Source organism: Nocardia sp. NPDC005998 (assembly GCF_040614395.1).
In the GTDB taxonomy this organism is placed as follows: Bacteria; Actinomycetota; Actinomycetes; order Mycobacteriales; family Mycobacteriaceae; genus Nocardia.
In genome coordinates this window covers 136,209-157,701 of sequence record NZ_JBEXUI010000008.1, presented here as the reverse complement: position 1 = coordinate 157,701, position 21,493 = coordinate 136,209, and the positions used below count along the sequence as shown (strand labels likewise).

At 66.0% G+C, this 21,493-nt stretch carries 21 protein-coding genes; 6 read left to right on the top strand and 15 right to left on the bottom strand.

Going from position 1 to position 21,493, the window contains the following annotated elements:
• The first annotated feature begins 157 nt into the window (after nt 1–157).
• Entirely contained in the window at nt 158–1,009 is an 852-nt protein-coding gene (locus tag ABZ293_RS14510) for an alpha/beta hydrolase (RefSeq protein ID WP_354951054.1), read from the top strand.
• 9 nt (nt 1,010–1,018) lie between these two features.
• Here ABZ293_RS14510 and ABZ293_RS14505 read toward each other — a convergent pair whose 3' ends face one another.
• Nucleotides 1,019–1,429: a VOC family protein gene (locus ABZ293_RS14505; RefSeq protein ID WP_355180647.1), complete on the bottom strand. Its 411-nt coding sequence runs from the start codon at nt 1,427–1,429 to the stop codon at nt 1,019–1,021.
• Nucleotides 1,430–1,451: 22 nt separating this feature from the next.
• A complete protein-coding gene (locus ABZ293_RS14500) occupies nt 1,452–2,678 on the bottom strand; it encodes an FAD-dependent monooxygenase (protein ID WP_355180645.1) in 1,227 nt (408 codons plus the stop codon).
• 89 nt (nt 2,679–2,767) lie between these two features.
• Here ABZ293_RS14500 and ABZ293_RS14495 point away from each other — a divergent pair, with 89 nt between their 5' ends.
• From ABZ293_RS14495 to ABZ293_RS14485, 3 genes are all read left to right on the top strand, one after another.
• Nucleotides 2,768–3,511 (top strand): TetR family transcriptional regulator, encoded by a 744-nt coding sequence (locus ABZ293_RS14495; protein ID WP_355180643.1) that lies wholly within the window; start codon nt 2,768–2,770, stop codon nt 3,509–3,511.
• An 86-nt stretch (nt 3,512–3,597) separates the two neighbouring features.
• Nucleotides 3,598–4,224 carry a LysE family translocator gene (locus ABZ293_RS14490; RefSeq protein WP_355180641.1) on the top strand — a complete coding sequence of 209 codons (627 nt, stop codon included), beginning with the start codon at nt 3,598–3,600 and terminating at the stop codon, nt 4,222–4,224.
• A gap of 55 nt (nt 4,225–4,279) precedes the next feature.
• Entirely contained in the window at nt 4,280–5,224 is a 945-nt protein-coding gene (locus ABZ293_RS14485) for a hypothetical protein (RefSeq protein WP_355180639.1), read from the top strand.
• A gap of 13 nt (nt 5,225–5,237) precedes the next feature.
• Here ABZ293_RS14485 and ABZ293_RS14480 read toward each other — a convergent pair whose 3' ends face one another.
• Genes ABZ293_RS14480 through ABZ293_RS14455 form a run of 6 tightly spaced genes read right to left on the bottom strand, consistent with a single transcriptional unit; the run spans nt 5,238 to nt 10,498 of the window.
• Nucleotides 5,238–6,458 carry a cytochrome P450 gene (locus tag ABZ293_RS14480; RefSeq protein WP_355180637.1) on the bottom strand — a complete coding sequence of 407 codons (1,221 nt, stop codon included), beginning with the start codon at nt 6,456–6,458 and terminating at the stop codon, nt 5,238–5,240.
• 10 nt (nt 6,459–6,468) lie between these two features.
• On the bottom strand, nt 6,469–7,713 hold the full coding sequence (locus ABZ293_RS14475) for a cytochrome P450 (protein WP_355180636.1): 1,245 nt from the start codon (nt 7,711–7,713) through the stop codon (nt 6,469–6,471).
• Between the two features lie 8 nt (nt 7,714–7,721).
• Nucleotides 7,722–8,327 (bottom strand): ATP/GTP-binding protein, encoded by a 606-nt coding sequence (locus tag ABZ293_RS14470; RefSeq protein ID WP_355180634.1) that lies wholly within the window; start codon nt 8,325–8,327, stop codon nt 7,722–7,724.
• Nucleotides 8,302–8,652, bottom strand: a complete 351-nt coding sequence (locus ABZ293_RS14465; protein ID WP_354951071.1) for a DUF742 domain-containing protein — start codon at nt 8,650–8,652, stop codon at nt 8,302–8,304. The genes ABZ293_RS14470 and ABZ293_RS14465 overlap by 26 nt, the downstream gene beginning before the upstream one ends.
• Complete coding sequence (locus tag ABZ293_RS14460; protein ID WP_355180632.1) at nt 8,649–9,074, bottom strand: roadblock/LC7 domain-containing protein; 426 nt, start codon at nt 9,072–9,074, stop codon at nt 8,649–8,651. Before ABZ293_RS14460 ends, ABZ293_RS14465 begins: the two co-directional genes overlap by 4 nt.
• On the bottom strand, nt 9,074–10,498 hold the full coding sequence (locus ABZ293_RS14455; RefSeq protein WP_355180630.1) for a sensor histidine kinase: 1,425 nt from the start codon (nt 10,496–10,498) through the stop codon (nt 9,074–9,076). Before ABZ293_RS14455 ends, ABZ293_RS14460 begins: the two co-directional genes overlap by 1 nt.
• A 465-nt stretch (nt 10,499–10,963) precedes the next feature.
• Between ABZ293_RS14455 and ABZ293_RS14450 the strand changes: the two genes are divergently transcribed.
• Both ABZ293_RS14450 and ABZ293_RS14445 read left to right on the top strand, forming a co-directional pair.
• Nucleotides 10,964–11,395, top strand: coding sequence for an SRPBCC family protein (locus tag ABZ293_RS14450; protein WP_355180629.1), 432 nt, complete (start codon nt 10,964–10,966; stop codon nt 11,393–11,395).
• Nucleotides 11,396–11,409: 14 nt separating this feature from the next.
• Nucleotides 11,410–12,195, top strand: coding sequence for an alpha/beta fold hydrolase (locus ABZ293_RS14445; RefSeq protein WP_355180627.1), 786 nt, complete (start codon nt 11,410–11,412; stop codon nt 12,193–12,195).
• 42 nt (nt 12,196–12,237) lie between these two features.
• Here the strand turns inward: ABZ293_RS14445 and ABZ293_RS14440 are convergent, their stop codons facing one another.
• The 7 genes from ABZ293_RS14440 to gcl all read right to left on the bottom strand — a co-directional run bounded on the left by ABZ293_RS14440 (nt 12,238) and on the right by gcl (nt 21,493).
• Nucleotides 12,238–13,746, bottom strand: coding sequence for a DHA2 family efflux MFS transporter permease subunit (locus tag ABZ293_RS14440; protein WP_355180626.1), 1,509 nt, complete (start codon nt 13,744–13,746; stop codon nt 12,238–12,240).
• A gap of 304 nt (nt 13,747–14,050) precedes the next feature.
• Nucleotides 14,051–14,623, bottom strand: coding sequence for a TIGR03086 family metal-binding protein (locus ABZ293_RS14435; RefSeq protein WP_355180624.1), 573 nt, complete (start codon nt 14,621–14,623; stop codon nt 14,051–14,053).
• Nucleotides 14,624–14,742: 119 nt separating this feature from the next.
• Nucleotides 14,743–15,666, bottom strand: coding sequence for a DMT family transporter (locus ABZ293_RS14430; protein ID WP_355180623.1), 924 nt, complete (start codon nt 15,664–15,666; stop codon nt 14,743–14,745).
• 188 nt (nt 15,667–15,854) lie between these two features.
• Complete coding sequence (gene alc, locus ABZ293_RS14425; protein ID WP_355180621.1) at nt 15,855–17,021, bottom strand: allantoicase; 1,167 nt, start codon at nt 17,019–17,021, stop codon at nt 15,855–15,857.
• Nucleotides 17,018–18,397, bottom strand: coding sequence for an allantoinase AllB (allB, locus tag ABZ293_RS14420; RefSeq protein WP_355180619.1), 1,380 nt, complete (start codon nt 18,395–18,397; stop codon nt 17,018–17,020). Before allB ends, alc begins: the two co-directional genes overlap by 4 nt.
• 19 nt (nt 18,398–18,416) lie before the next feature.
• Nucleotides 18,417–19,712 (bottom strand): glycerate kinase, encoded by a 1,296-nt coding sequence (locus ABZ293_RS14415; RefSeq protein ID WP_355180617.1) that lies wholly within the window; start codon nt 19,710–19,712, stop codon nt 18,417–18,419.
• 5 nt (nt 19,713–19,717) lie between these two features.
• Nucleotides 19,718–21,493: a glyoxylate carboligase gene (gene gcl / locus ABZ293_RS14410; RefSeq protein WP_355180615.1), complete on the bottom strand. Its 1,776-nt coding sequence runs from the start codon at nt 21,491–21,493 to the stop codon at nt 19,718–19,720.

Here is a 21,493-nt window from a genome sequence, read left to right as displayed (position 1 = left end):
ACCCCATAGCGGCCGTCGATATCCGCGAATCGCCCAGCGTTTCGCAATTACATACCAGACGGTCAGTTTTCTGCTGCGGTGCTACCGCGCCGATTTTCACGCTCACCCGCCTGTTCCCATGCTTTGCACAATCTAGAACGTGTTCTAACGTGATCTCATGGACGTGACATACGAAGGCACGAAGCGGGAGCTCAGCACCGATCAGGGGGTGCTGCGCTATCACGAGGCGGGCGATGGACCGCCGCTCTTGCTGCTGCACGGGTCCGGGATCGGTGTGAACGGGTGGCGCAATTATCGTGGCAACCTCGCGGTCTTCGCCGAGCACTTCCACTGCTACATACTCGAATTTCCCGGCTTCGGCGTGAGCGACGCGGTGGACGGGCACCCCGTGCTCACCGCGGGCGCGGCGGTGCTGCGCTTCATGGACGGACTCGGCATCGAATCGGCGGCCATGGTCGGCAACTCGATGGGTGGTGTGGTCGCGGCCAACCTCGCGATCCAGCATCCGCAGCGGGTCAGCAAACTCGTCACCATCGGGGGTATCGGCCCGAATATCTTCAGCTCCAGCCCGAGCGAAGGGATTCGGCTGCTGCAGGAATTCGCCGACAAACCCGATCGGGACAAGCTGCTGCGCTGGTTGCGGAGCATGGTCTACGACCCCGCGGTGATCACCGACGAGATCATCGAGGAACGCTGGGAGGCCGCGCAGCATCCGGACACCCAGAAGACCGCCGCGATGATGTACGGTTCGGCGGCCTGGGCGATGCAGCAGAAGTTCCTGGCGAACTCGAAAACTCCGCCGTACTGGTCGATGCTGCACAAGGTGCAGTGCCCGACGCTGCTGACCTGGGGTCTCGACGATCGCGTCAGCCCGCCGGATATGGCGCTCGTGCCGATGCGGCTGATCCCCAATGCGGAACTGCACGTCTTTCCGAACAGCGGACACTGGGTCATGATCGAGGCCAAGGCGGCCTTCGAACGCGCCACCCTGGAATTCCTGCGCCGCTGACTCGCGACCTCAGTCGCCCTCCGGGTAGACCGCGATCTCGACGAGGTTGCCATCCAGGTCGCGGCAGTAGTGCGAGATCATGTCACCGAGCGCACCCGATTTGGTGACCGGACCGCTGGTGATTTCAATTCCGCAGTCCACCAAATGATCTCGCACCTGCCGCGGCGAGGCCCGGGTGATGAAGCACAGATCCTGCGACCCTGCCGCTTCCGTGCGAGCCGTCACCCAATTCGGGTCGCGCGCGAGCGCGCCGACCGGTCGCAGGTTGATCTTCTGATTGCCGAAGTACAGCGCGGTGCGGCCGGTCGGGCCGAACGTCGCCACCCGCATGCCGAGGACTTTCGCATACCACGCCGCGGTTGCCTCGACATCGGCACAGTTGATGACAATGTGGTCGAACCGCTCGACTGAGAACGCCATACTCGGGACCCTACGCCGGTTCTCAGCGCGAGCAGCCTATCGTGCTGGGTGAAAGGGGCTGCGTCCGTGGGTAATCCGGCAGCGGGTCGCTCGCCTTCGGTGCCATGATGCGTTCCATGCCCGCCATGGATTCCAGCACGGACAGGCGGGTAAGGGCGTTTCGAATCGCCATGCCCGGGCGGGTCTTGGGCACCATGAGTCGAAGGTTCGGTCCGATCTGCTGTTTGCGGTCGACCAGTGCGCGGTGGCTCTGCTCGTAATCGTGAAAGCCTTGGTGGTGCTCGCCGTTCGCGGCGGCGAGGGCACCGGCGAGCCGGTATGCGCCGACGAGCGCCAGTTCGGCACCGGCTCCGGAGACGGGTGAAGCGCAGTAGGCGGCGTCACCGACCAGGGCGATGCGTCCGGCAGACCACGACGTCATATGGACCTGGCCGAGCGAGTCGAAATACAACTCCGGATCGGCCAGTGCGCCGTCGAGCAGTGCTGGCACGTTCCAGGCGGATTCGTTGCCGAACCGGTCGGCCAGCACCGCGCGGGCCGCCGCCGCATCACGCGGGTCGAGGTCGAGCAGTGGGCTGCGGAACATGAAGTAGGCCTTGGCCTGTGCGTGGTTGCCGGACCGATAGATTCCGGACATCGCACCCGGTGTGTTGTAGACGGTGACCCAGCGGTCGGGTCCGAGCGCCGCATCGGCATTGCCGAAGGCGAAGTAGTGGTCCAGGTGGCGGACGAAGTCCCGCTCCGGGCCGAAGGCCAGCCGCCGGACGGTCGAATGCAGGCCGTCCGCACCGATCACCAGGTCGAATCGCCGTCGCGGACCGTGCTCGAAGGTGACGGTGACACCGTCGTCGTCCTGGTCGAGGGCCTGGATCGAATCGCCGAAAAGGTATTCCACACCGGCATTGCTGTCGTGCAGGATCCGGACGAGATCGCCGCGCATGATCTCCACCTCGGCGCTGTCGTATTTGTCCTTGATCTTCTGCGTGTCCACGCGGGCGATGGGATCGCCGGTGACGTTCACGAACTGCATGCCGGTGACGTCGGCGGCGGCCGAGCGGAGCTGCGACATGATGCCCATGCGCTCGGCGACCTCGATCGCCTGATCGCGCACATCCACCCCTTGGCCGCCGACCCGCAGGCCGGCTGCCCGTTCGACAATTGTCGGCCGGAATCCGTGTCGCACAAGCCAATACGCCAATGTCTGCCCGGCGATGCTCGCACCTGAGATCAAAACCTGCTCGTTTCGCATTGCCCACTCCCTGTCTCGAAATCGACTGACCGATGGTCAGTACTGTACGGCGCTGACCGTTGGTCAGTCAAGGGGTAGGATCGGTCACCATGGCCGACGATTCACGTGCCCGCATCCTGGTATCCGCGCTCGACCTCTTCGCCGAACGCGGATACCACGCGGTCTCCGTGCGTGAAATCGCCGAGCGGGTCGGGCTCACGAAAACCGCAGTGCTGTATCACTTCCCGAGCAAGAGGGATATCGTCGCCGCGCTCGTGGAGCCCTTGCTGGCCGACAGCGAGGCGGTGCTCGAAGCCGCGGGCCACCAGCGCGATGCGCGGTCGCAATGCTGGGCGGTGGTGGCAGGACTGCTCGATGTATGGCTCGCACACGGTCAACTGTTGCGAATGCACATGCAGGACCAGGCGCTATCCAATGACGAGGCGACCTTCGCGCGATTGCGGACCATCGCGCTGTCCGCGCAGGACCTGATCGCCGGCCCCGACGCCGATTTCACCACCAGAGTCCGTGCGGCGCAGGTCTACGCGGCACTCAGCGACCCGGTGGTCATCTTCGCCGACCGTCCGACCGACGAACTCCGCGCGGCCGTCCTCGACGGCGCCCGGCGCCTACTCGGCGCTCCGGCCGCCCACCACGCCCCCGCCCACCGATCACCACCGATCCCGGACTCCCCCACCCACCCGATCCGCCGCGGCCGCCCAGGCGCCATGACCACCGAAATGGTCGAATCCGCCCGCCACATGCGCGATTCCGGCCGACCCATCGACGAAATCGCCGCCGAATTCGCCATCTCCCGCGCCACCCTCTACCGACACCTCGGCAAGCAGAACTAATTATGAGAATAATTTCGAGACAAGCCGTTGTCCCACCCCGTCGCCCCACAGGTGCTCGGCTCGGTCCGCATTCCTAGACTGGCTGGATGATGTCGACTGCGCAGGTGCTGGTGCTCGGTGGGGTGATGCTGGTGGGGAGTATGTCGCCAGGGCCGGATTTTGTGATCGTGACGCGCAATGCCGCGGTTTCGGGACGGCGGGTGGGGGTTGCCAGTGCGGTTGGGATCGCGTTGGGGGTGTTCGTGTGGTCGATGGTGACCGCGGTCGGGATCGCGGGGGTATTGGCCGCATCAGCAGTGACGTTCACCGTGCTCAAGCTCATCGGTGCTGGGTATCTGGCCGTGCTCGGGCTGCGGGCGCTGTTGGCCGCGCGGCGGGGGAACTATCCGGTCGAGACGCCGGAGCTGAAATCGCGTGGCACGGCCCACGCATTTCGCCAGGGCCTGCTGTGCAATCTGCTGAACCCCAAGGTGGCGGTCTTCTTCATCGCCTTGCTGCCGCAGTTCCTGCCCGCTGAGCCCAGCACCCTGGACACTCTTGAAGCGGGCATCGTCACCGCAACCGTCTGCCTGGCCTGGTTCTCGCTGCTCGCAGTCGGTGTCGGCGCTCTGCGCCACGTACTCGATCGCCGGTCCGTCCGCCGCGCGATCGATGCCACCATGGGCACGTTCATGGTCGCCCTCGGCATCCGAATCGCGGTGCAGAGCAACTGAAGCCGGGTTAGTTTCACATAGGCCACATGAGCCACGGATCGGGTAATGTGCGGCCATGGCAGTTACGTGGCCGGATGATATCGACGATGTCCTGCGCGGTGACCTCACCGCTGGATTGGCCTACATCACTCCGGCGGGTGGGGCGGTGGTGACCGCGGTGTCACCGATCGGGTTGCGGGATCGGGAGTTGGGGACGGTCGGGTTCACGACCTCACTCGGCTTCGGCCGCAAGCTGGATCGGATGAAACGGGAGCCGAAGGTCGCGCTGGCATACCATGCGCGTGAGCACGGGTTGGGCGATCCGGCCAATCAGCGCTTCGTCGTAGTACAGGGCCTGGCGACCTTCGATGCCGAGCCCGACCAGACCGTCCTGGACCGAATCGGTGAACAGGCCACGCCGTATCTCGGCGCACCGCGACGCGGACGATTCTGGGATCGCTGGCTCAGTGCGTACTACGCCGACCGAGTACTGGTGACGGTCACGGTCACCCGGATCATCGCGTGGCCGAACCTGGATGCGACCGGCGAACCAGAGGTATACGGCGAACCGCTACCCGATACCGCGGACGCCCAGAAGCCACCGGCGAAAGGCACCGGCCCGCGGATGGACAGCGCCAAGGCCGCGGCGAGCGCCGCGAAACTGCCGCATCGGCTGCTCGCCTATCGACAGTCCGACGGCTATCCGGCCGTGGTCCCGGTGCGGGTCGGCGATTCGAGTTCGGCGGGCATAAGCCTCACGGTCCCAGCGGGAGTCGCCCAGGGCGGTCGCCGCGCGGGTCTGCTCACGCATACCTATCGTCCGCAACTCGTCGGACTCGAATGCCGCCAGCACACCGGCTGGATCGAAGTCGACGGCACCGACGCGACCTACGCCCCGCACACCCGATCCGGATTCATCGCACCTCCGAACAAGACACTCCTGTTGCTGGCCAACGGCTTCATGGCCCGCCGCGGGCTGGCCCAGGCCCGAAAGCAGGGCCGCCTCGACGCTTTGCGCTGACTCGTACCGGCGACTACACCAACGTCACCGGCAGCCTGGCATGCCCATTGGAGATGAAGCTGACCACGCTCCCCAACTCGGACGGATCCGCTGCCAGCCGCATATTCGGAAACCGTGAAAAGATCGCGGGCAACGACACCAGCGCTTCGAGCCGAGCCAGCGGCGCACCGAGACAATGGTGCGCACCGTACCCGAAAGCCAAGTGCTCCTTATTGTCTCGCGCCACATCGAACAGATCGGCGGTGTCACCGTGGACCTTCGGATCACGGTTGGCGGCCGCGTACGAGGGGAGAATCGGCTCCCCCTTGGCGATATGCACCCCGTCGACCTCGATGTCGTCGACCGCGAACCGCAGCGGCAGATGTGCTACGGGCGCCTCCACCCGCAATGCCTCCTCGACCAGATCGGCCCAGGTCGCCCGCTCCTCGCCCAGCGCGGCGCGCTGCTCCGGATTGGTCAACAGCGCGAAGATCGCCTGGTCGAGCAGGTTGACCGTGGTCTCATGCCCGGCACTGATGACCAGCAGCAACGTATCGATCAATTCCTGCTCGGTGAGCTGCGATCCGTCCTCCTCGTCGCGATGTGAGATCAGCAGACTGGTCATATCGTCGCCAGGATTGTCGCGCCGATACGCCACCAATTCACCGAGAATGCGATACATCTCCATGTAGTTGGCCTGCGACTGCTCCGGACCGAGTGAGGTGTCGAAAATACCGTCGACGCATTTACGCAGGCCCGGATTGAGTTCTTCGGGCACGCCCATCAATTCGGAGATGACCTGAATCGGCAGCGGATACGCGAAAGCCTCACGCAGATCAACCGATTCGCCCGCAGGCGTCGTCGCGAGTCCGGCGAGCAGTTCCTCGGTGATCCGCTCGATCTGCGCGCGCATCGCCTCGGTGCGACGGTGGGTGAACGCGGGCGCGACCAGCTTGCGCAGCCGCTTGTGGTCCGCACCGTAGGCGGTGAACATATTGTTGGCCGCGACCCACAGGAAAAGCGGCCAGTCGTGCGGAATCTCGCCATTGATGAATGCTGGCCAATGCTGGCTCGCGTCCTTCGACACCCGCGGGTCGACCAGCAGCTTCTTCAGCAGCCCCGCATCCGTTACCGACCAGGCCCGCACACCGCCGGGCAGTTCCACCAGCGCCACCGGCCCACACTCACGCAGGCGCGCCGATTCGCCCTGGATATCGGTTCCCGTCGGATCCAGGGTAATAGGGTGTTGATCCACAGAAATCTCCTTAAAGCATGGCTAGCGGAGGGGATTTGGGAAAGGTGACAGGTAGGGATACCAGGGCCCGATGGAAAGGCCCCGGCCGCCAAGTGAGTTCTTCGGGCTTTGCCGCCAAACGCATTTCGGGAAGCGCGTCGAGCAGCTGATCGATGGCGTCTTGGACGACCAGATAGGCGACCGACCGCGCCGGGCAGGCATGCGGTCCCACGCTCCAAGCCAGATGCGAACGGTTGGGCCCGAATTCGCTTACCCCGATGGCTGGGTCGTTATTGCACCCGGACATGCTGATGACGACCGGTTGATGCGCGGGTAGCCAGACATCGTCGATCAGGATCGGCTGTCTAGGGTAGGAGACGCAGTAGTTCGCCAGCGGCGGGTCGGTGAACAGCACTTCGTCGAGTGCATCGCGGGTCGACATGCTGCCGCCGTGCACATTGCCCGCGAACCGGTCGTCGGTCATCATCAGCAGCAGCGTATTGGTGATCAGATTCTGCTGCGGCTCGATACCCGCGCCGTAGAGGGTGACGAGCTGGTGGATCATCTCCACATCCGTGAGCTCGGCGGAATGTGCGAGCAGACGCGAGGTGACATCGTCGCCCGGGCTCTTGCGCTCGAGGGTGACGAGATCGAACAGCGCGTCGGAGAGCATCGCATTGCCCTTATCCGCGTTCACGCCCTCGAAGATCGCCGCCATCCCACTGGCGACCTGCTGGCCGATCTCTGCCGGGCAGCCGAGCATCACATTGAGCACCTGGAAGGTGAGCGGAAATGCGTACTGGCTGATCAGATCCGCAGCGCCGTCGCCGCAGAAGGCATTGATCAGCGGGACGGCGGCCGCTTCGACGATGGCGTGCATCGCGTGCAGATCGACCTCGGCGAGGCTCGCGACATTCGCCTGCCGATATCGCAAATGCTCCAATCCCGCACTGCGCAGCGCATTCGGGCGCCACTCCAGCATCGGCAGCACCGGGCATTCGCCGGGAACATGCTGCTGCCAGGTGCGCGGATCGGCCGGAAAGTGGTCCGGATCATTGAGTATTCGCACGGCGGTGTGATAGCCGATCACCAAAGTGGCCGGTAGACCAGGCGATAGGTCCACCGGCACCAATGATCCATACTGGCGGCGCATTTCGCGGTATGCCCGATGCGGATCGGCGGCGAATTCCTCGGTGTAGAGCGCCACCCGCGGGCCATCGATATCGATCGGCGACCCGAGGGCGACCGGGCGGGAATGGGTTCGATCGGGCTGCAATGCGATAGCTATCTCCGGGATTCCTGCCGATGGAACAGGAATTCGACAAGAGTGATCAGCGAGCGCAGACAGGTGCTGCGCTGCCGAGCATCGAGTGAGGTCAGCGGGGTATCCGGTGCGAGGTCCAGCGCATCGCGGATCTCCTCGAGTGGATAGCGCGTGGCGCCCTCGAACTGGTTGACCGCCACCGAATATGCCACACCGCGCTCCTCCAGGACCGAGAGCACCTCATCGGCCTTCTCGATGCGCCGAGTGTCCACCAGGACCAGCGCGCCGAGCGCACCGCGGGCCAACTCCTCCCAGAGCGGGACGAAGCGCCGCTGTCCCGGCGTGCCGAACAGGTACAGCGCGAGTGTGGGATTCAGCGTGATGCGCCCGAAATCCATGGCCACGGTGGTCTCGGTTTTGCCGGGCAGTCCGGCCATATCGTCGACGCCGACACTGGCCTCGGTGATCGTCTCCTCGGTGCGCAGCGGCCGGATCTCGGAGACGCTGTTCACGAACGTCGTTTTGCCAACGCCGAAATTGCCTGCTACCAGGAGCTTTACCGACCGTGTCACGGTCTCCGGCACATAGTCGACATTGCGCTCAGGCCGGGAGAGCACGGAGCCCATTGAGTACCTCCTCGAGCAGGGTGATCTCCGGCATGGTTTCGGCCGGGGTAGGAGTAGCCAGATGTTCGCTGTCCAGCAGATCGGCAACGACGATCTTCACCACGGACGGCGGCAGGTCTAGATATGCGGCGATTTCCGCAATGGACAGCGCGCTGCGACGGCTGCAGAGGTTCAGGACCTGGCGCGCGTCGGGTGTCGCGCCAGGTGCCGGGTCCTTGGCGGCGACGACGAGGGTGACCAGGTCCAGCTCACGACTGGGACGGATTCGTCCCCCGGTGCGCACATAGGCCCGGACCAGGTCGGGGTCTCGCCGGGACCTGGTCATGAGGACAGGCCGCCCTCAACTCTCCCGCGCGGCTGGGCGCCTAACTCGTGCCCGACCCGCCCGGCGAGTTCGTTCATGCGGTGCGCGACCAGCCCGATATCGGTTTCCGGCGTCGTCGAAACACCGAGCAGCGCACCATCCCCCGCGGCGGTAATGAGGATCATGCCCTGGTCGTACTCGGTCATGTTCTGCCGCACGCCGTTATCGACACCGCCGCAGAACTCGCCGAGCGCCTTACCCAGCGAGCGCAGACCCGAAGCGGCCGCGGCGAAACGCTCGGCATCGTCCTTGGTCACACCGTCGGAGTGCGCGATCCGCAGTCCGTCGTCGGACAGCAGCACCGCGAACCGAACACCGGGCACACTGCTGAGATCCTCGAGTAGCCAACCCAGCCTATTGCTGCTGTCGGTCACTGTGCTCATCAGGATGACATCCCTTCGCTGTTGTCGGAGGCGGCGGCCTCACGGCCGCTCTTGGAACCCGTCTGCCATGCGGAGGCGATCTCCGGGCGAGCCTGTCCCGCGTCGGATTCAGTGCCCGCATTGGCGGCCGGTACCGGTGCCACCGCTCTGCGGCGTCGTTTGGGTAGGCCACCACTCGTGATCTCGTGCACAGCGAATTCCTCGTTCTCGGCGGGTTGTTCGCTCACCCCGGCCAAGACCGGAACCGGGGACAGTTCGAAGGGCTTCTCGTTGGCGCTCGGCGCCGGGGCGGGCGCGACAGTGGGCGCGGCCGGTTCGGCGACGGTCCTGGGCGCGGTGACGAGCAGCGCCTCGGGGATGTAGACCATGGCCCGCATGCCGCCGTAGATGTTCGGGCCATCGATGTAGACGGTGAACCCGTAACGCCGCGCCAGTGCCGCGATGCCGGGGAAGCCGACGCGCGGCGACGGGCCGAGCTGGTGGATGTCGATCGGGCGCTCGTTGGCGAGCACCTGCCTGGCCTCTTCCATCTGCTCGGCGTTCATCCGCACACCGGCGTCGTCGATGATGACGGTGACGCCGTGGTGGCCCTCCTGGAAGCTCACGTCGACGAAAGACGTTGGCGGGGAGTAGCGCAGCGCGTTGTCGAGCAGGGTGGCCAGGGTGTGCACCAACGGCTCCACCGCACGGCTGATCACGGTGCGGTCGAGTTGCGCAGGGCGCACCCGCAGATAGTCGCGAACACGTCCGATCGCACCACCGACGACATCGGTGAGCGACTGCGCCGGCCAGCGCCGACCCGGCAGACCACCACAGACGATCACATACGACTGGGCCTGCCGCAGCATCTGCTGGACGGTGTGGTCGATGCGGGTGAGGGTGGCGTAGACCTCGTCGTCGCGGTGCTCGCGCAACGCGGCGCTCACCACCTGACTGACGTCGGCGCCGAGGCTGACCACGGAGGTGCCGAAGGAGCGCACCGCCGCACTGGTCGCCGCCCGCGAGGCGGATTCCACCTCGGCGCGGGTGGCGTCCTGGGTCGTCTGGACGACCTGCTGGGCCTTGTCGTCGGACTCGCGGACGACCTGCTCGTGCGTCTCGGACTGCACGACCCGTAGGTCATCGGCGAAGCGCTCGGAGACCCACTGCAGGCACTGGGCGAAGCGGGAATTCTCCAGCCCCGTCGGCACCTCGATCGCCGACACCGGCGCCTCGAAGCGGCGCACCGCCTCCGACATCGCCGGAAGAGTCTTTCCGGCGAAGTGCTCGAGAATCTCCTCGTGCGCGCGGCTCTCCCTACTGAGAGTCTCGGCTCTGGCCCGTTGTTGTTTCGCGTATTGCGCTATATACACCGCCGCCGCCACGGCAATAATGAGAGCGGGGGCGAGGATCCATGAAAGCACCACGGCGATATCTTGATTCATCAGCTCTCTCGTCGTTGCGACAGCCGGTGTCGCAGCGGTTTGTTTCGCCTTTCTCGCGACGCCGACCAGGAATAACACTCGTCGAATGCGGCCACGTCGGCGTACCGGAGCACCTTTGCGGCCACGACCGCACGCACACCAGTACCGCCCCAGAGTGCCCGCAGGGCAAGTGATTCCAGGGAACCACCGACCGAACGGATCGAGCCGAGCCGACTGCCCAGCACCCGACGACCCGCCCACAGTAGCAGCATCGCAGCGAAGTCTCTCTCGATCCGAAAACCACATTCCGATTCCTCGAACCGCCAGCGCCCCCGGCCATTTCGCACGCCGCCTTCCGGATCCCTTGGCCTGCACGAATTTCACCCGTGCAGGGCCATCGCGCGAGCGGCGCAGTAGCCGATCGCTATCGTCGATGCCGCACGTGCCCACGTATAGCGAACCGCAGGTACCGGATACCATGCGCGAATGGCAAAGCTGAAGGTGTCCGTCGATGTGCCGATCACCCCACAGGAGGCCTGGTCGCACACCTCCGATCTGAGCGAGCTCGACAAATGGCTCACCATGCACGAGGCGTGGCGCAATGAGGTGCCCGCCGAACTCACCGTCGGCACCCAACTCATCGGCGTCGCCTCGGTCAAGGGGTTGCGCAATCGGGTGACCTGGACCGTCAAGGCCGCCGAACCGCCCCGGCGACTGGCATTGAGCGGCGCGGGCAAGGGCGGCACCAAGTTCAAGCTCGAACTGCTCGTCGCCCCGAAGGGCGCGGGCTCGGAGGTCACCGTCGATATCGATCTGGGCGGCGCGCCGCTGTTCGGTCCGATCGGTTCCGGCGTCGCCCGTGCGCTCAAGGGTGATATCGAGCGCTCGCTGGAGCGCTTCGTCGCACTCTACGGCTGAGGGGAGTTCGCACCATGCCGTATGCCAAGGCCGCGGATGGCGCGCGGATCGCGTATCAGACCGCCGGTGTCGGCTCGCCGCTGCTCTTGCTCGGCGGACAGGCGAACAACCACCACTGGTGGGACGGGATCCGTACGGACTTCGAGACCGCGTATCGCACCGTCTCGCTGGACTATCGCGGCACCGGCGACAGCGATAAGCCGGATATCCGGTACAGCACCATGGGATTCGCCGAGGATGCCATCGCGGTGCTCGACGATCTCGGCATCGACCGGGTCGCCGTGTACGGCACGTCGATGGGTGGGCGGGTTGCGCAGTGGCTGGCCGCGCGATTTCCGGATCGGGTCCATACGCTGGTGCTCGGCTGCACCTCGCCGGGTGGTCGGCACGCGGTGGAACGTGGCGCCGGGGTCCGAAAGTCGCTGTCCGAGGCCGATCCGGCGGCGGTACGGCAGGCGCTGCTGGAATTGATGTACACGCCCGGGTATCTGGCGAGCACATTCGGCCCGTTCAATACCCTCGGCGATCCGGAGATGCCCGCCTACGCCAAACGCAGGCATCTCTACGCGAGCAATAAGCACGACGCATGGGATGTGCTGCCGGATATCGCGGTTCCCACGCTGGTCGTACACGGGACCGACGACCGATTCAATCCCGCGGCGAACGCGCCGCTGTTGGTGGAGCGCATACCGGGCGCTCGGCTCGCATTGATCCCGGGCGCGCGGCACGCCTATTTCGACGAATTCCGCGACACCGCGAGCCCCCTCGTCCTGGAATTTCTGCACGCGGCCCAGCGGTAGCTCCGAGTTCGCCTGGCACCCAGGCGAACTCGGAGCCCGCGACTAATGGACCAGTGCCGGTGCCTCCGCCACCGCATCCGCCTTCGGCTTGGTACGCGGCAGGAACGACGCAGGAATCAGGGTCAGCACGATGAGTACCAGCGCCACGATGTAAGTGTGGCTGAATGCCGACGCGGCCTGGCTCAATCCCGTATCGACCGCACCCGGCGGCAGCTTGGCCGCGATCGATGGATCGTAATTCGACGCGATCGCAGGTTTGGCGAATGTTTGCCGGTTCAGCAGGCTGCTGAGTACCACCGACATGGTTGCGGTGCCGATCGATCCGGCGGACTGGTTGATGATGTTCATCAGTGTCGAACCACGGGCGACCTGCTGATGGGTCAGCGTCTGGATCGCCGCGGTCATGATCGGCATCATGGTGCAGCCCATGCCGAGTCCCATGACGAACAATGCGCCGAGCATGAACGAATACGGCGTATCGGCCTTCAATTGCACGAAGAACACCGTGCCGAGCGAAAGCAGCGAGATGCCGGTCATGACGATCTTGCCGGGACCGATCTTGTCGACGAGTCGACCCGCGATCGGCATGGTCAACATCGCGCCGAGGCCCTGCGGCGCCATCAGCAGACCGGCCGCCATGGCCGTCTCACCGCGCACCTGCTGCAGGTAGGTCGGCAGTAGCAGACCGGCGCCGAAGAACGCGGTCGCGAACAGCACCATGGTGAGCACCGCGAAGGTCAGCGACCGGTTGCGGAACAGATGCAGATCGATCAGCGGATGTTCGATACGCAGCGCGTGCAGCACGAACAGCACCATGAGCACCAGGCCGATGACGGCGGGTATGAGTACCTTGGCCGCGATGACCGTGCCCTCACCCGGAATCGACGAGACACCGAAAAGGAACAGTGCCAAACCGGGCGAGGCCAGCAGCATACCGAGGAAATCGAAGGATTCCGACGGTTCCGGCCTGTCGGCGGGGAATACGACGAAGGCCAGGATCAGAGCGACGACGCCGACCGGGAGGTTGATCAGGAAGATCCACTTCCAGCCGTGGCTATCGATCAGCCAGCCGCCCAGGATCGGGCCGCAGATCGGGCCGAGCAGCATCGGCACACCGAGCACCGCCATCACCCGGCCGATCCGCTGCGGACCCGCCGCATGGGTCATGATCGTCATGCCGAGCGGCATCAGCATGCCGCCGCCCAGGCCCTGGACCACGCGGAAGCCGATGAGCGATTCCATACTCCAGGCCTGGCTGCACAGCACCGAGCCGAGCACGAACAGCGTCAGCGCGAGCATGTACAGCCGCTTGGTGCCGAATCGGTCCGCCGCCCATCCGGTGAGCGGAATGACGCTGGCCAGGGCCAGCGTGTAGCCGGTCATCGACCAGGCCGCGATCGCGGTGGTGGTGTGGAATTCGTTCTGGAACTTCGGGATCGCGACGGTCACCACGGTGATGTCGAGGATGGACATGATCGCGCCGAGCACGACCACCCCTGCCACCTTGAAGACCGCGAGGTCGAGCTTGTCGGTCGCGGGATCCGCCCCCACCGACGCTGTATCCGGAGGATGTGTCACCGGTTAAGCCTTGCACCTCCTCGGCCAGATGACCAGCACATTCCGAGATCTTCACCACACCCAGTGTTCGGCACCGCTGGAACGGCGTGTCTGCGCGGCACCGCACTATCGCAGGAAGCGTGCGCTCGATCGGCTGTTCATCGCCCGCGCCACCGCGACCTTCGCATGCGATGCGCGGAATACCCAGTAGCGCTTCGGATTTCGGCACCGTGGCGCGTTCGAGCTACCTATTGCGCTGGCTCGATAGACCAGCACGGCTGCGCACTGGGCGCGGTGCTCAGCCCGCCGCGCCGGGCGACTTCCACTCGGGATCGCGGCCGAACCAACCGGCGAGTCGTTCGTACGTGGGCGCGTCGGCGGGGACGGGCACCTCGTGGCCGAAGGCCTTATCGGGACCGCGGAATTCGGGGCGCAGCATGGTATGCGACCAGGCCAGGCCGTGTTCGGCGATGTGCGGATCCAGTTCCCGGTCCTGGCCGGTCGCGCGGGCCAGATCCCAGGCATGCATGGCCAATTCGGTCAGCTGCTGGTCGGCACGACTGCGCAGTGGGGCTTCCCGGCCGCCGGGCCCCGAGACCGGGCGGTCCAGATCGGCGGAGCGCCAGGTATCGAGCACCGGTGCGGCCGCGGCGCGGAACTGCGCCGCCCAGTCCGGTCCGAGTTCCTCGGGCGGGGCCGCCCAATCGGCCATCTCGCCGCGCACGGAGACCAGGAAATTCCGCAGGTCTTGCCCGATGACGTGGCGCACGAGCGCCTGCACATCCCAGTCTGTACAGGGCGTCGGCAGTGTCGCCTGCTCCGGGCGAATCGCCGCGATGACTTCGCCCATCTGCCTCAGTGCGCGGTCCATCAGGTCAACGGTGGGATCAGAAGTGTCCACAACCGTCGATTCTGCCCCGCAACCACCGCTCACGTGACCGAACACGCGCCGAGCTCCGATCGGACCTTCCGGTGCCCGGCATCTGCGATTCACGCAGTAGTTTCGGCAGCCTCGGGATCGACGGGCGCGGCGACGCGTGGACGAGCCCGGGTAATCGCTACACCCGCCAGACACAGCACGCCGCCGACGATGGTCAGCGGGCCAGGTACCTCGTCGAGCGCGATCCACGACATCACAACAACAAGTGCGGGAACGACATAGGTGGTCACGCCCATCTTTCCTGCGGTGGTGCGCGCCAACGCGTAGGCCCAGGTGGTAAACGCCAATGCCGTCGGGAAGACGCCCAGATACACCAGACTCAGCGTCGATGACACTGGTGCTGCGGCGGCCTCGGTGATCAGTTGCCCGGAGAACGGCAGACAGACGATCGTTCCGATGACGGAGCCGAAGGTGGTCACCTGCAAGGCGGATGCGCTCGCGAGCGCGGGCTTCTGCGCGATGGTCGATGCGGCCCAGACGATCGCGGCGATCAGACACAGCACGACACCGAGCACCGCGGCGCCACCGCCGTCGGTGGTCGACAATCCGACCACGATCGTGCCCGCGAACGAGACCGCCATACCCGCCATCAGCCGGGCCGGAAAGCCCTCCCGCAGCACCAAACCGCCCAGTACCGCGATCAATACCGGTCCGATGCCGACGACCATCGCCGCGGTCCCGGCGTCGACATTGCGCTCCCCCCAGTTCAACGCCACCATATAGACGCCGAACCACAGCACCCCGGAGACGATGATGCCCGGCCATGCGGCTCGAACCGGCAGGCCCTCCCCTCTGATGACCAGCACGGCGACGAGCGTGACCGAGGCCGCGAGCAATCGCCCCAACGCCAGCGCGCCCGGCGAAAAATCGTGTCCCGCTGCGCGAATGAAGACGAAGGCCGAAGCCCACAGCACCACCGCCACGGCCGCCGCGGCAATGGCTTGCCGATCAGCCGACCCATCATCGCGCACCATGCGGCGAACGCTAGATCAACTCGGCCCCGATCGCCAGCGGATTTCGGACCACGCCCTGGTCCGGGTGCTCGGGGTTGTCCAGATGGTCGGGCCGGTCCGGAGCGCTTCGGGCTCAGCGCCCATTCCCGTGCCGACGTCACCATATCGATTCGGCTCGGGAATGGGCGCTGCGGCCGCTCCCGCCGCGACTACCGTGCGAGGAGCGCGTCGATCACAGCCGACGGAACTGCATCGGGACTCGCAAAGGGGCGTTGCGCGAGCAACTTCCTCGCATCGTCGTGAGCCAACCCGCCATCGGTGGCGAGCACCTGAAGCGCATGCGGTTCCGGGAGGGCGTCGAGCCAGGCGACGGCATCGGCGACCAAGGTGGCCGGATCGATCTCACCGTGGACCCGGAGTCGGGCCACGCCGCCGTCGGGATAGACATCGAGTCGCACATGGGTGACCGGCTCGCCCGCACCGATCCGGAAGAAGTGGCGGGCGTCGGGTTGCAGCCGGGTCCGCGGCAGCAATTCGGTCCAACTCGACGGATCGTCGAGATCCGCGCCGGACGCGACGTCCGCACCGCGCAGCACCGCCCAACCCGGCGCATTGCCAACGTAATTCGAGGTGTCGATCTCCACGCGCCGCACCGCACCGCGCGCGCCGAGCCGCACGCTGACGTAATCGTTGCCGGAGTCGCGGCGGCGCGCGCCCTCCCAGCCCTCGTCCATCTGCCGTGACCGGCCCGGCAACAGGATATTGGTCGGCGCGGAGAAGAACATATTCGAGCAGTCGACGACCTGGCCGCCGTGCTCTACTGCGGCGAGATCGACTGTGCCACTGAGGAAACGGGGATCCGGCAGCGCGGTGCCGTGCACCCGGAAGCGGGCGACGCCGCCGTCCGGGTAGATCGAGAGCCGCACGTGGGTGAACCGACGCTCGTCGGTGACCTCGAAGAAGTTATCGGTATTGCCCTCGATTTCGGACTTCGCGACCAAAGTCACCCAATCGGCCTGCTGCAGTTCGGCCGGGGACGGCTGTCCCTCCACACTGGTCGCCTCGACCGAGGCGAAGGGCGGATAGTTGCCGATGAACCAGGCGGTATCGATGACGACACCGTGCACCCGACCGGGCACACCGAGCCGGATCAGCGCATAGTCGTTGCCGGTCTCGCGACGACGGCGGGTCTCCCAGCCGTCGTAGGTCTTGCCCTTGTGGCCGAAGTCCTCGGTGCTGAAAACCGCACGGCCGGGCCGGATCAGGTTCTCCCGTTCGGCGAACAATTCGTCATTGGCGTAGACCACACTGCCCGCGAGCGCGCGGGAGGCGAGATCGGGCAGTCGGGTGAAGGCGGGGGCGGTTCGATCGGTCATACTTCTCCTCGGGCCAGGAGCCGCCCCTGCGGCTCGTCGTCGATATCGATTCGGTTGCCGCGCAACCAGGTACCGCGCACCGCACCCGCCAGCGGGCGGGCCGCGTACGGCGTGACGGCGTTCTTGTGGTGCAGGCGGTGTGCGTCGACAACGAAGGCATCATCGGGTGCGAAGACGCAGAAATCCGCGTCGTAGCCGACCTCGATGGCACCCTTGTGGCGCAGACCGGCGTATCGGGCCGGTGCTCGGCTCATCCAGCGGGCGAGGTCGACCAGGGTGAACCCGCGCAGGCGCGCCTCGGTCCATACGGCCGAAAGGCCGAGCTGCAGTGAGGAGATCCCGCCCCACGCGCGGGCGAAGTCACCGGTGTCGAAACACTTCAGGTCCGCGGTCGATGGCGAGTGGTCCGAGACCACCATGTCGATGGTGCCATCGCGCAACCCGGCCCAGAGCAGCTCGCGATTGCCGCTCTCACGGATCGGCGGGCAGCATTTGAATTGTGTTGCCCCGTCCGGAATTTCCTCGGCCGCGAACGACAGATAGTGCGGACAGGTTTCGGCGGTGATCCGGACGCCATCGCGGCGGGCCGAGGCGATCATCGGCAGCACATCCGAACTCGATACGTGCAGAATATGCACGCGGCAGCCGGTCCAGCGAGCCAGTTCGATCACCTGAGCGACGGCCAGATTCTCCGCACCGCGCGGACGCGAACGCAGGAATCCGGAGTACTTGTCCCCCTCTGGAATCGGTGCGTGCTCGATCGCATGCGCGTCTTCGGCGTGCACGATGAGCAGTCCGTCGAACGATCGGATCTCGCGCATCGCCAGCTCCAGCCCGGTGGCGTCCAGTGCCGGGAATTCGTCGACGCCGGAGTGCAGCAGAAAGCATTTGAAGCCGAATACACCGGCATCCTGCAGCGGGCGCAGATCCGCCACATTCCCCGGGATCGCCCCGCCCCAGAACCCGACATCGACGTACACCCGATCCCGCGCGGTCTTGCGCTTGACCTCGAGTGCCGCGAGATCGCAGGTCGGCGGAATGCTGTTGAGCGGCATATCGATAATCGTGGTGACACCACCGGCGGCGGCCGCCTTCGTTGCACTCGGGAAGCCCTCCCATGCGGTGCGGCCCGGATCGTTGACGTGCACATGCGCATCCACGACACCGGGCAGCAGCACCTCGTCCGCGGCCAGTTCGACAACCGATTTGGCGGCCAAGGCGGAGTCCAGCGGCTCGACCGCCACGATCCGGCCGTCGCGCACGCCGACCGAGCCGCTGGTCTCCCCCGACGTCCCGATGATCCGCTGCGCACGGATTACCAGATCCAGGTGGGCGGGGACCGGTGAAATCGTCTTGATCTCAGAGTTTTTCCGCATCACGCGACTCTGTCGTTGTTCATCGAAATCTCCCGTCGAAGGTCCTCGCGCCATCGCCGTTGTCGGAGGCGGCCGCGATAATGTCATCGGCCAGGTCCGCCACCGTGCGCTGCGGACGCGGCTCGGCGGCATGGTCTGTCGACAGTTGGTCCGGCGACCGGCGCCCGGCAGATGGCCGCTCGGTCATCGGATCCGGCGCCAGATGTTCGGCGGCAATCCGCATACCCAGCCGCTCGAGCAGCAGTTCACCCTCCGCGAGGCAGCGCGCGATATCCGGTTCGATATCGGCAAGGGCGTATGCGGCGGCGAACCCCGCAGCACGCAATCGCTCGGTGGGCAGCACATTCCGGCCACAGACGGCGACTACCGGCACACCGGAAAACCGCGCGGCGGTAGCGACACCAGCCGGTGCCTTGCCGTACAGGGTCTGCTCGTCGAGCATGCCCTCCCCGGTCACCACCAGATCCGCACCGGCCACCCGTTCGCCGAAACCGACCAGCTCCAGCACCAATTCGATCCCGGGACGCAGCCGAGCACCGAGCACGGTGACAGCGGCGAATCCGACCCCGCCCGCCGCACCGGCACCCGCACGATCACGCAGATCGGTGCCGGTTGCGGCCGCGACACAGTCGGCCCAATGCGTGAGCGCCGCATCCAGCGCCGCCACTTGGTCACCATCGGCGCCCTTTTGCGGACCGTAGACGGCCGCCGCACCGCGCGGACCGGTGAGCGGATTGTCGACATCGCAGGCGACGGTGATTTCGACCCCGGCCAGCCGTTCCCGCACCTTCGCAAGGTCGATCGTGTGCAGCCGCGCCAAGGCCGCACCGCCGTCACCGATTTCGGCCCCGTCGGCATCGAGCAGCCGCGCACCGAGCGCCCGCAGCAGTCCGGCGCCGCCATCGGTGCCAGCGCTACCGCCGATGCCGAGCAGCACCCGGCGGCATCCGGCCTCGATCGCCGCGGCAATGACCTCACCGGTGCCCCGGCTGGTCGCGGTCATCGGCGCGAACTCACCGCCCGGCAGTCGCACGAGTCCGGATACATCCGCCAACTCCACCACGGCGATATCGTCGCGGCGGGCATATGCCGTGCTCACCGGTTCGCCGGTGGGTCCGGGCGCGGTCACCGGCACCGCCCCGTACCCGGCGGCCAAGGCGGCGGCGACGGTGCCGTCCCCACCGTCCGCGATCGGCACCACCGACACCTCGGTATCGGGCCGAATGCGGTGGATGCCGGTGCGGACCGCGGCACCGACCTGAGCGGCGGTCAACGACCCCTTGAACTTGTCGGACGCGATCAGGACTCGAGCCATGACGCTCAGTCCAGCTGTGCGGTCGCGGTGGGCACGTCGGCGGCGGACTGGGCCAGTTCCTCGAATTCGACGATATTGTCGATCTCGAGTCCCATCGACACATTCGTGACGCGTTCGAGAATGACCTCGACGACCACCGGCACCCGGAATTCGGCGACGAGCTTCTTCGCCTCATCCAGTGCGGGACCGATCCAGGCCGGATCGAATACCCGAATCGCCTTGCAGCCCAGGCCTTCCGCGACCTTCACATGATCGACGCCGTACCCGACCAGCTCCGGGCTGTTGATATTGTCGAAGGCCAACTGCACGTAGTAGTCCATATCGAAGGCCCGCTGTGCCTGACGGATCAGGCCCAGGTACGAGTTGTTCACCACGACATGGATGTACGGGATATTGAACTGCGCGCCAACCGCCAATTCTTCGATCAGGAACTGGAAGTCGTAGTCACCCGACAGCGCCACCACGGTTGATTCGGGATCGGCGGTGGCGACACCGATGGCCGCTGGCACGGTCCAGCCCAGCGGTCCGGCCTGACCCGCATTGATCCAGTGCCGCGGCCGGTAGACGTGCAGCAGCTGCGCCGCCTGGATCTGCGAGAGGCCGATGGTGCTGACGTAGCGCACATCGGGTCCGAACGCCTTGTTCATCTCCTCGTAGACGCGCTGCGGTTTGATCGGCATATCGTCGAAGTGCGTCTTGCGCAGCCCCACCTGTTTCCGGTTGCGGCACTGCTCGGCCCACACGCTGCGATCCGGCAGCCGCCCGGCCGCGGCGAGTTCCCGCGCGACCTCGATAAAGATCCGAAGCGCGGCACCCGCATCGGAGGTGATACCGAAATCCGGTGCGAAGACGCGGCCGATCTGGGTCGGCTCGATATCGACGTGTACGAAGGTTCGGTCCTTGGTGTAGGTGTCCACACCGCCGGTATGCCGATTGGCCCAACGGTTTCCGATGCCGAGGACGAAATCGGACTCCAGCAGGGTGGCATTGCCGTACCGGTGCGAGGTCTGCAGACCGACCATGCCAGCGTGCAGTGCGTGGTCATCGGGAATCGTGCCCCAGCCCATCAGGGTCGGCACCACCGGAACGCCGGTCAGTTCGGCGAATTCGACCAGCAATGCCGCGGCATCGGCATTCACGATGCCGCCGCCAGCGACAATGAGCGGACGCTGCGCCGCGCTCAACATCTCGATGGCCTTGACCGCCTGCGCCCGCGTCGCGGCCGGACGAAGCACCGCTAGCGGCTCGTACGTCTCGATATCGAATTCGATTTCGGCGAGCTGCACATCGACCGGCAGATCGATCAGCACCGGACCGGGACGCCCTTCCCGCATCAACCGGAACGCCTTCTGGAAGGTGCCCGGCACCTGCGCGGGCTCGAGCACCGTGACGGCCCACTTGCTGACCGGCGCGGCGATCGAGGCGATATCGACGGCCTGGAAGTCCTCCTTGTGCAATTTGGCCACCGGCGCCTGACCGGTGATGCACAGGATCGGAATGGAATCCGCACTGGCCGAGTACAGACCGGTGATCATATCGGTGCCCGCCGGACCCGAGGTCCCGATGCAGACACCGATATTGCCGGGCGTGGCACGGGTGTAGCCCTCGGCCATATGTGAGGCCGCTTCGACGTGGCGGGCCAGCACATGCCTGATGCCGCCGTGCGCGCGCATGGCGCTGTAGAAGGGGTTGATCGCGGCACCGGGCAAACCGAATGCCTGTGTCGCACCTTCCTTTTCGAGAATCAGAACCGCGGCGTCCACGGTGCGCATGCGTGCCAT

Excerpts from the sequence above, each read along its gene's own strand:
- ABZ293_RS14510 (WP_354951054.1), top strand. The coding sequence starts at position 158 with ATGGACGTGACATACGAAGGCACGAAGCGGGAGCTCAGCACCGATCAG.
- ABZ293_RS14505 (WP_355180647.1), bottom strand. The coding sequence starts at position 1,429 with ATGGCGTTCTCAGTCGAGCGGTTCGACCACATTGTCATCAACTGTGCC.
- ABZ293_RS14500 (WP_355180645.1), bottom strand. The coding sequence starts at position 2,678 with ATGCGAAACGAGCAGGTTTTGATCTCAGGTGCGAGCATCGCCGGGCAG.
- ABZ293_RS14495 (WP_355180643.1), top strand. The coding sequence starts at position 2,768 with ATGGCCGACGATTCACGTGCCCGCATCCTGGTATCCGCGCTCGACCTC.
- ABZ293_RS14490 (WP_355180641.1), top strand. The coding sequence starts at position 3,598 with ATGATGTCGACTGCGCAGGTGCTGGTGCTCGGTGGGGTGATGCTGGTG.
- ABZ293_RS14485 (WP_355180639.1), top strand. The coding sequence starts at position 4,280 with ATGGCAGTTACGTGGCCGGATGATATCGACGATGTCCTGCGCGGTGAC.
- ABZ293_RS14470 (WP_355180634.1), bottom strand. The coding sequence starts at position 8,327 with ATGGGCTCCGTGCTCTCCCGGCCTGAGCGCAATGTCGACTATGTGCCG.
- ABZ293_RS14465 (WP_354951071.1), bottom strand. The coding sequence starts at position 8,652 with ATGACCAGGTCCCGGCGAGACCCCGACCTGGTCCGGGCCTATGTGCGC.
- ABZ293_RS14460 (WP_355180632.1), bottom strand. The coding sequence starts at position 9,074 with ATGAGCACAGTGACCGACAGCAGCAATAGGCTGGGTTGGCTACTCGAG.
- ABZ293_RS14455 (WP_355180630.1), bottom strand. The coding sequence starts at position 10,498 with ATGAATCAAGATATCGCCGTGGTGCTTTCATGGATCCTCGCCCCCGCT.
- ABZ293_RS14450 (WP_355180629.1), top strand. The coding sequence starts at position 10,964 with ATGGCAAAGCTGAAGGTGTCCGTCGATGTGCCGATCACCCCACAGGAG.
- ABZ293_RS14445 (WP_355180627.1), top strand. The coding sequence starts at position 11,410 with ATGCCGTATGCCAAGGCCGCGGATGGCGCGCGGATCGCGTATCAGACC.
- ABZ293_RS14435 (WP_355180624.1), bottom strand. The coding sequence starts at position 14,623 with ATGGACCGCGCACTGAGGCAGATGGGCGAAGTCATCGCGGCGATTCGC.
- ABZ293_RS14430 (WP_355180623.1), bottom strand. The coding sequence starts at position 15,666 with ATGGTGCGCGATGATGGGTCGGCTGATCGGCAAGCCATTGCCGCGGCG.
- alc (WP_355180621.1), bottom strand. The coding sequence starts at position 17,021 with ATGACCGATCGAACCGCCCCCGCCTTCACCCGACTGCCCGATCTCGCC.
- allB (WP_355180619.1), bottom strand. The coding sequence starts at position 18,397 with ATGCGGAAAAACTCTGAGATCAAGACGATTTCACCGGTCCCCGCCCAC.
- ABZ293_RS14415 (WP_355180617.1), bottom strand. The coding sequence starts at position 19,712 with ATGGCTCGAGTCCTGATCGCGTCCGACAAGTTCAAGGGGTCGTTGACC.
- gcl (WP_355180615.1), bottom strand. The coding sequence starts at position 21,493 with ATGGCACGCATGCGCACCGTGGACGCCGCGGTTCTGATTCTCGAAAAG.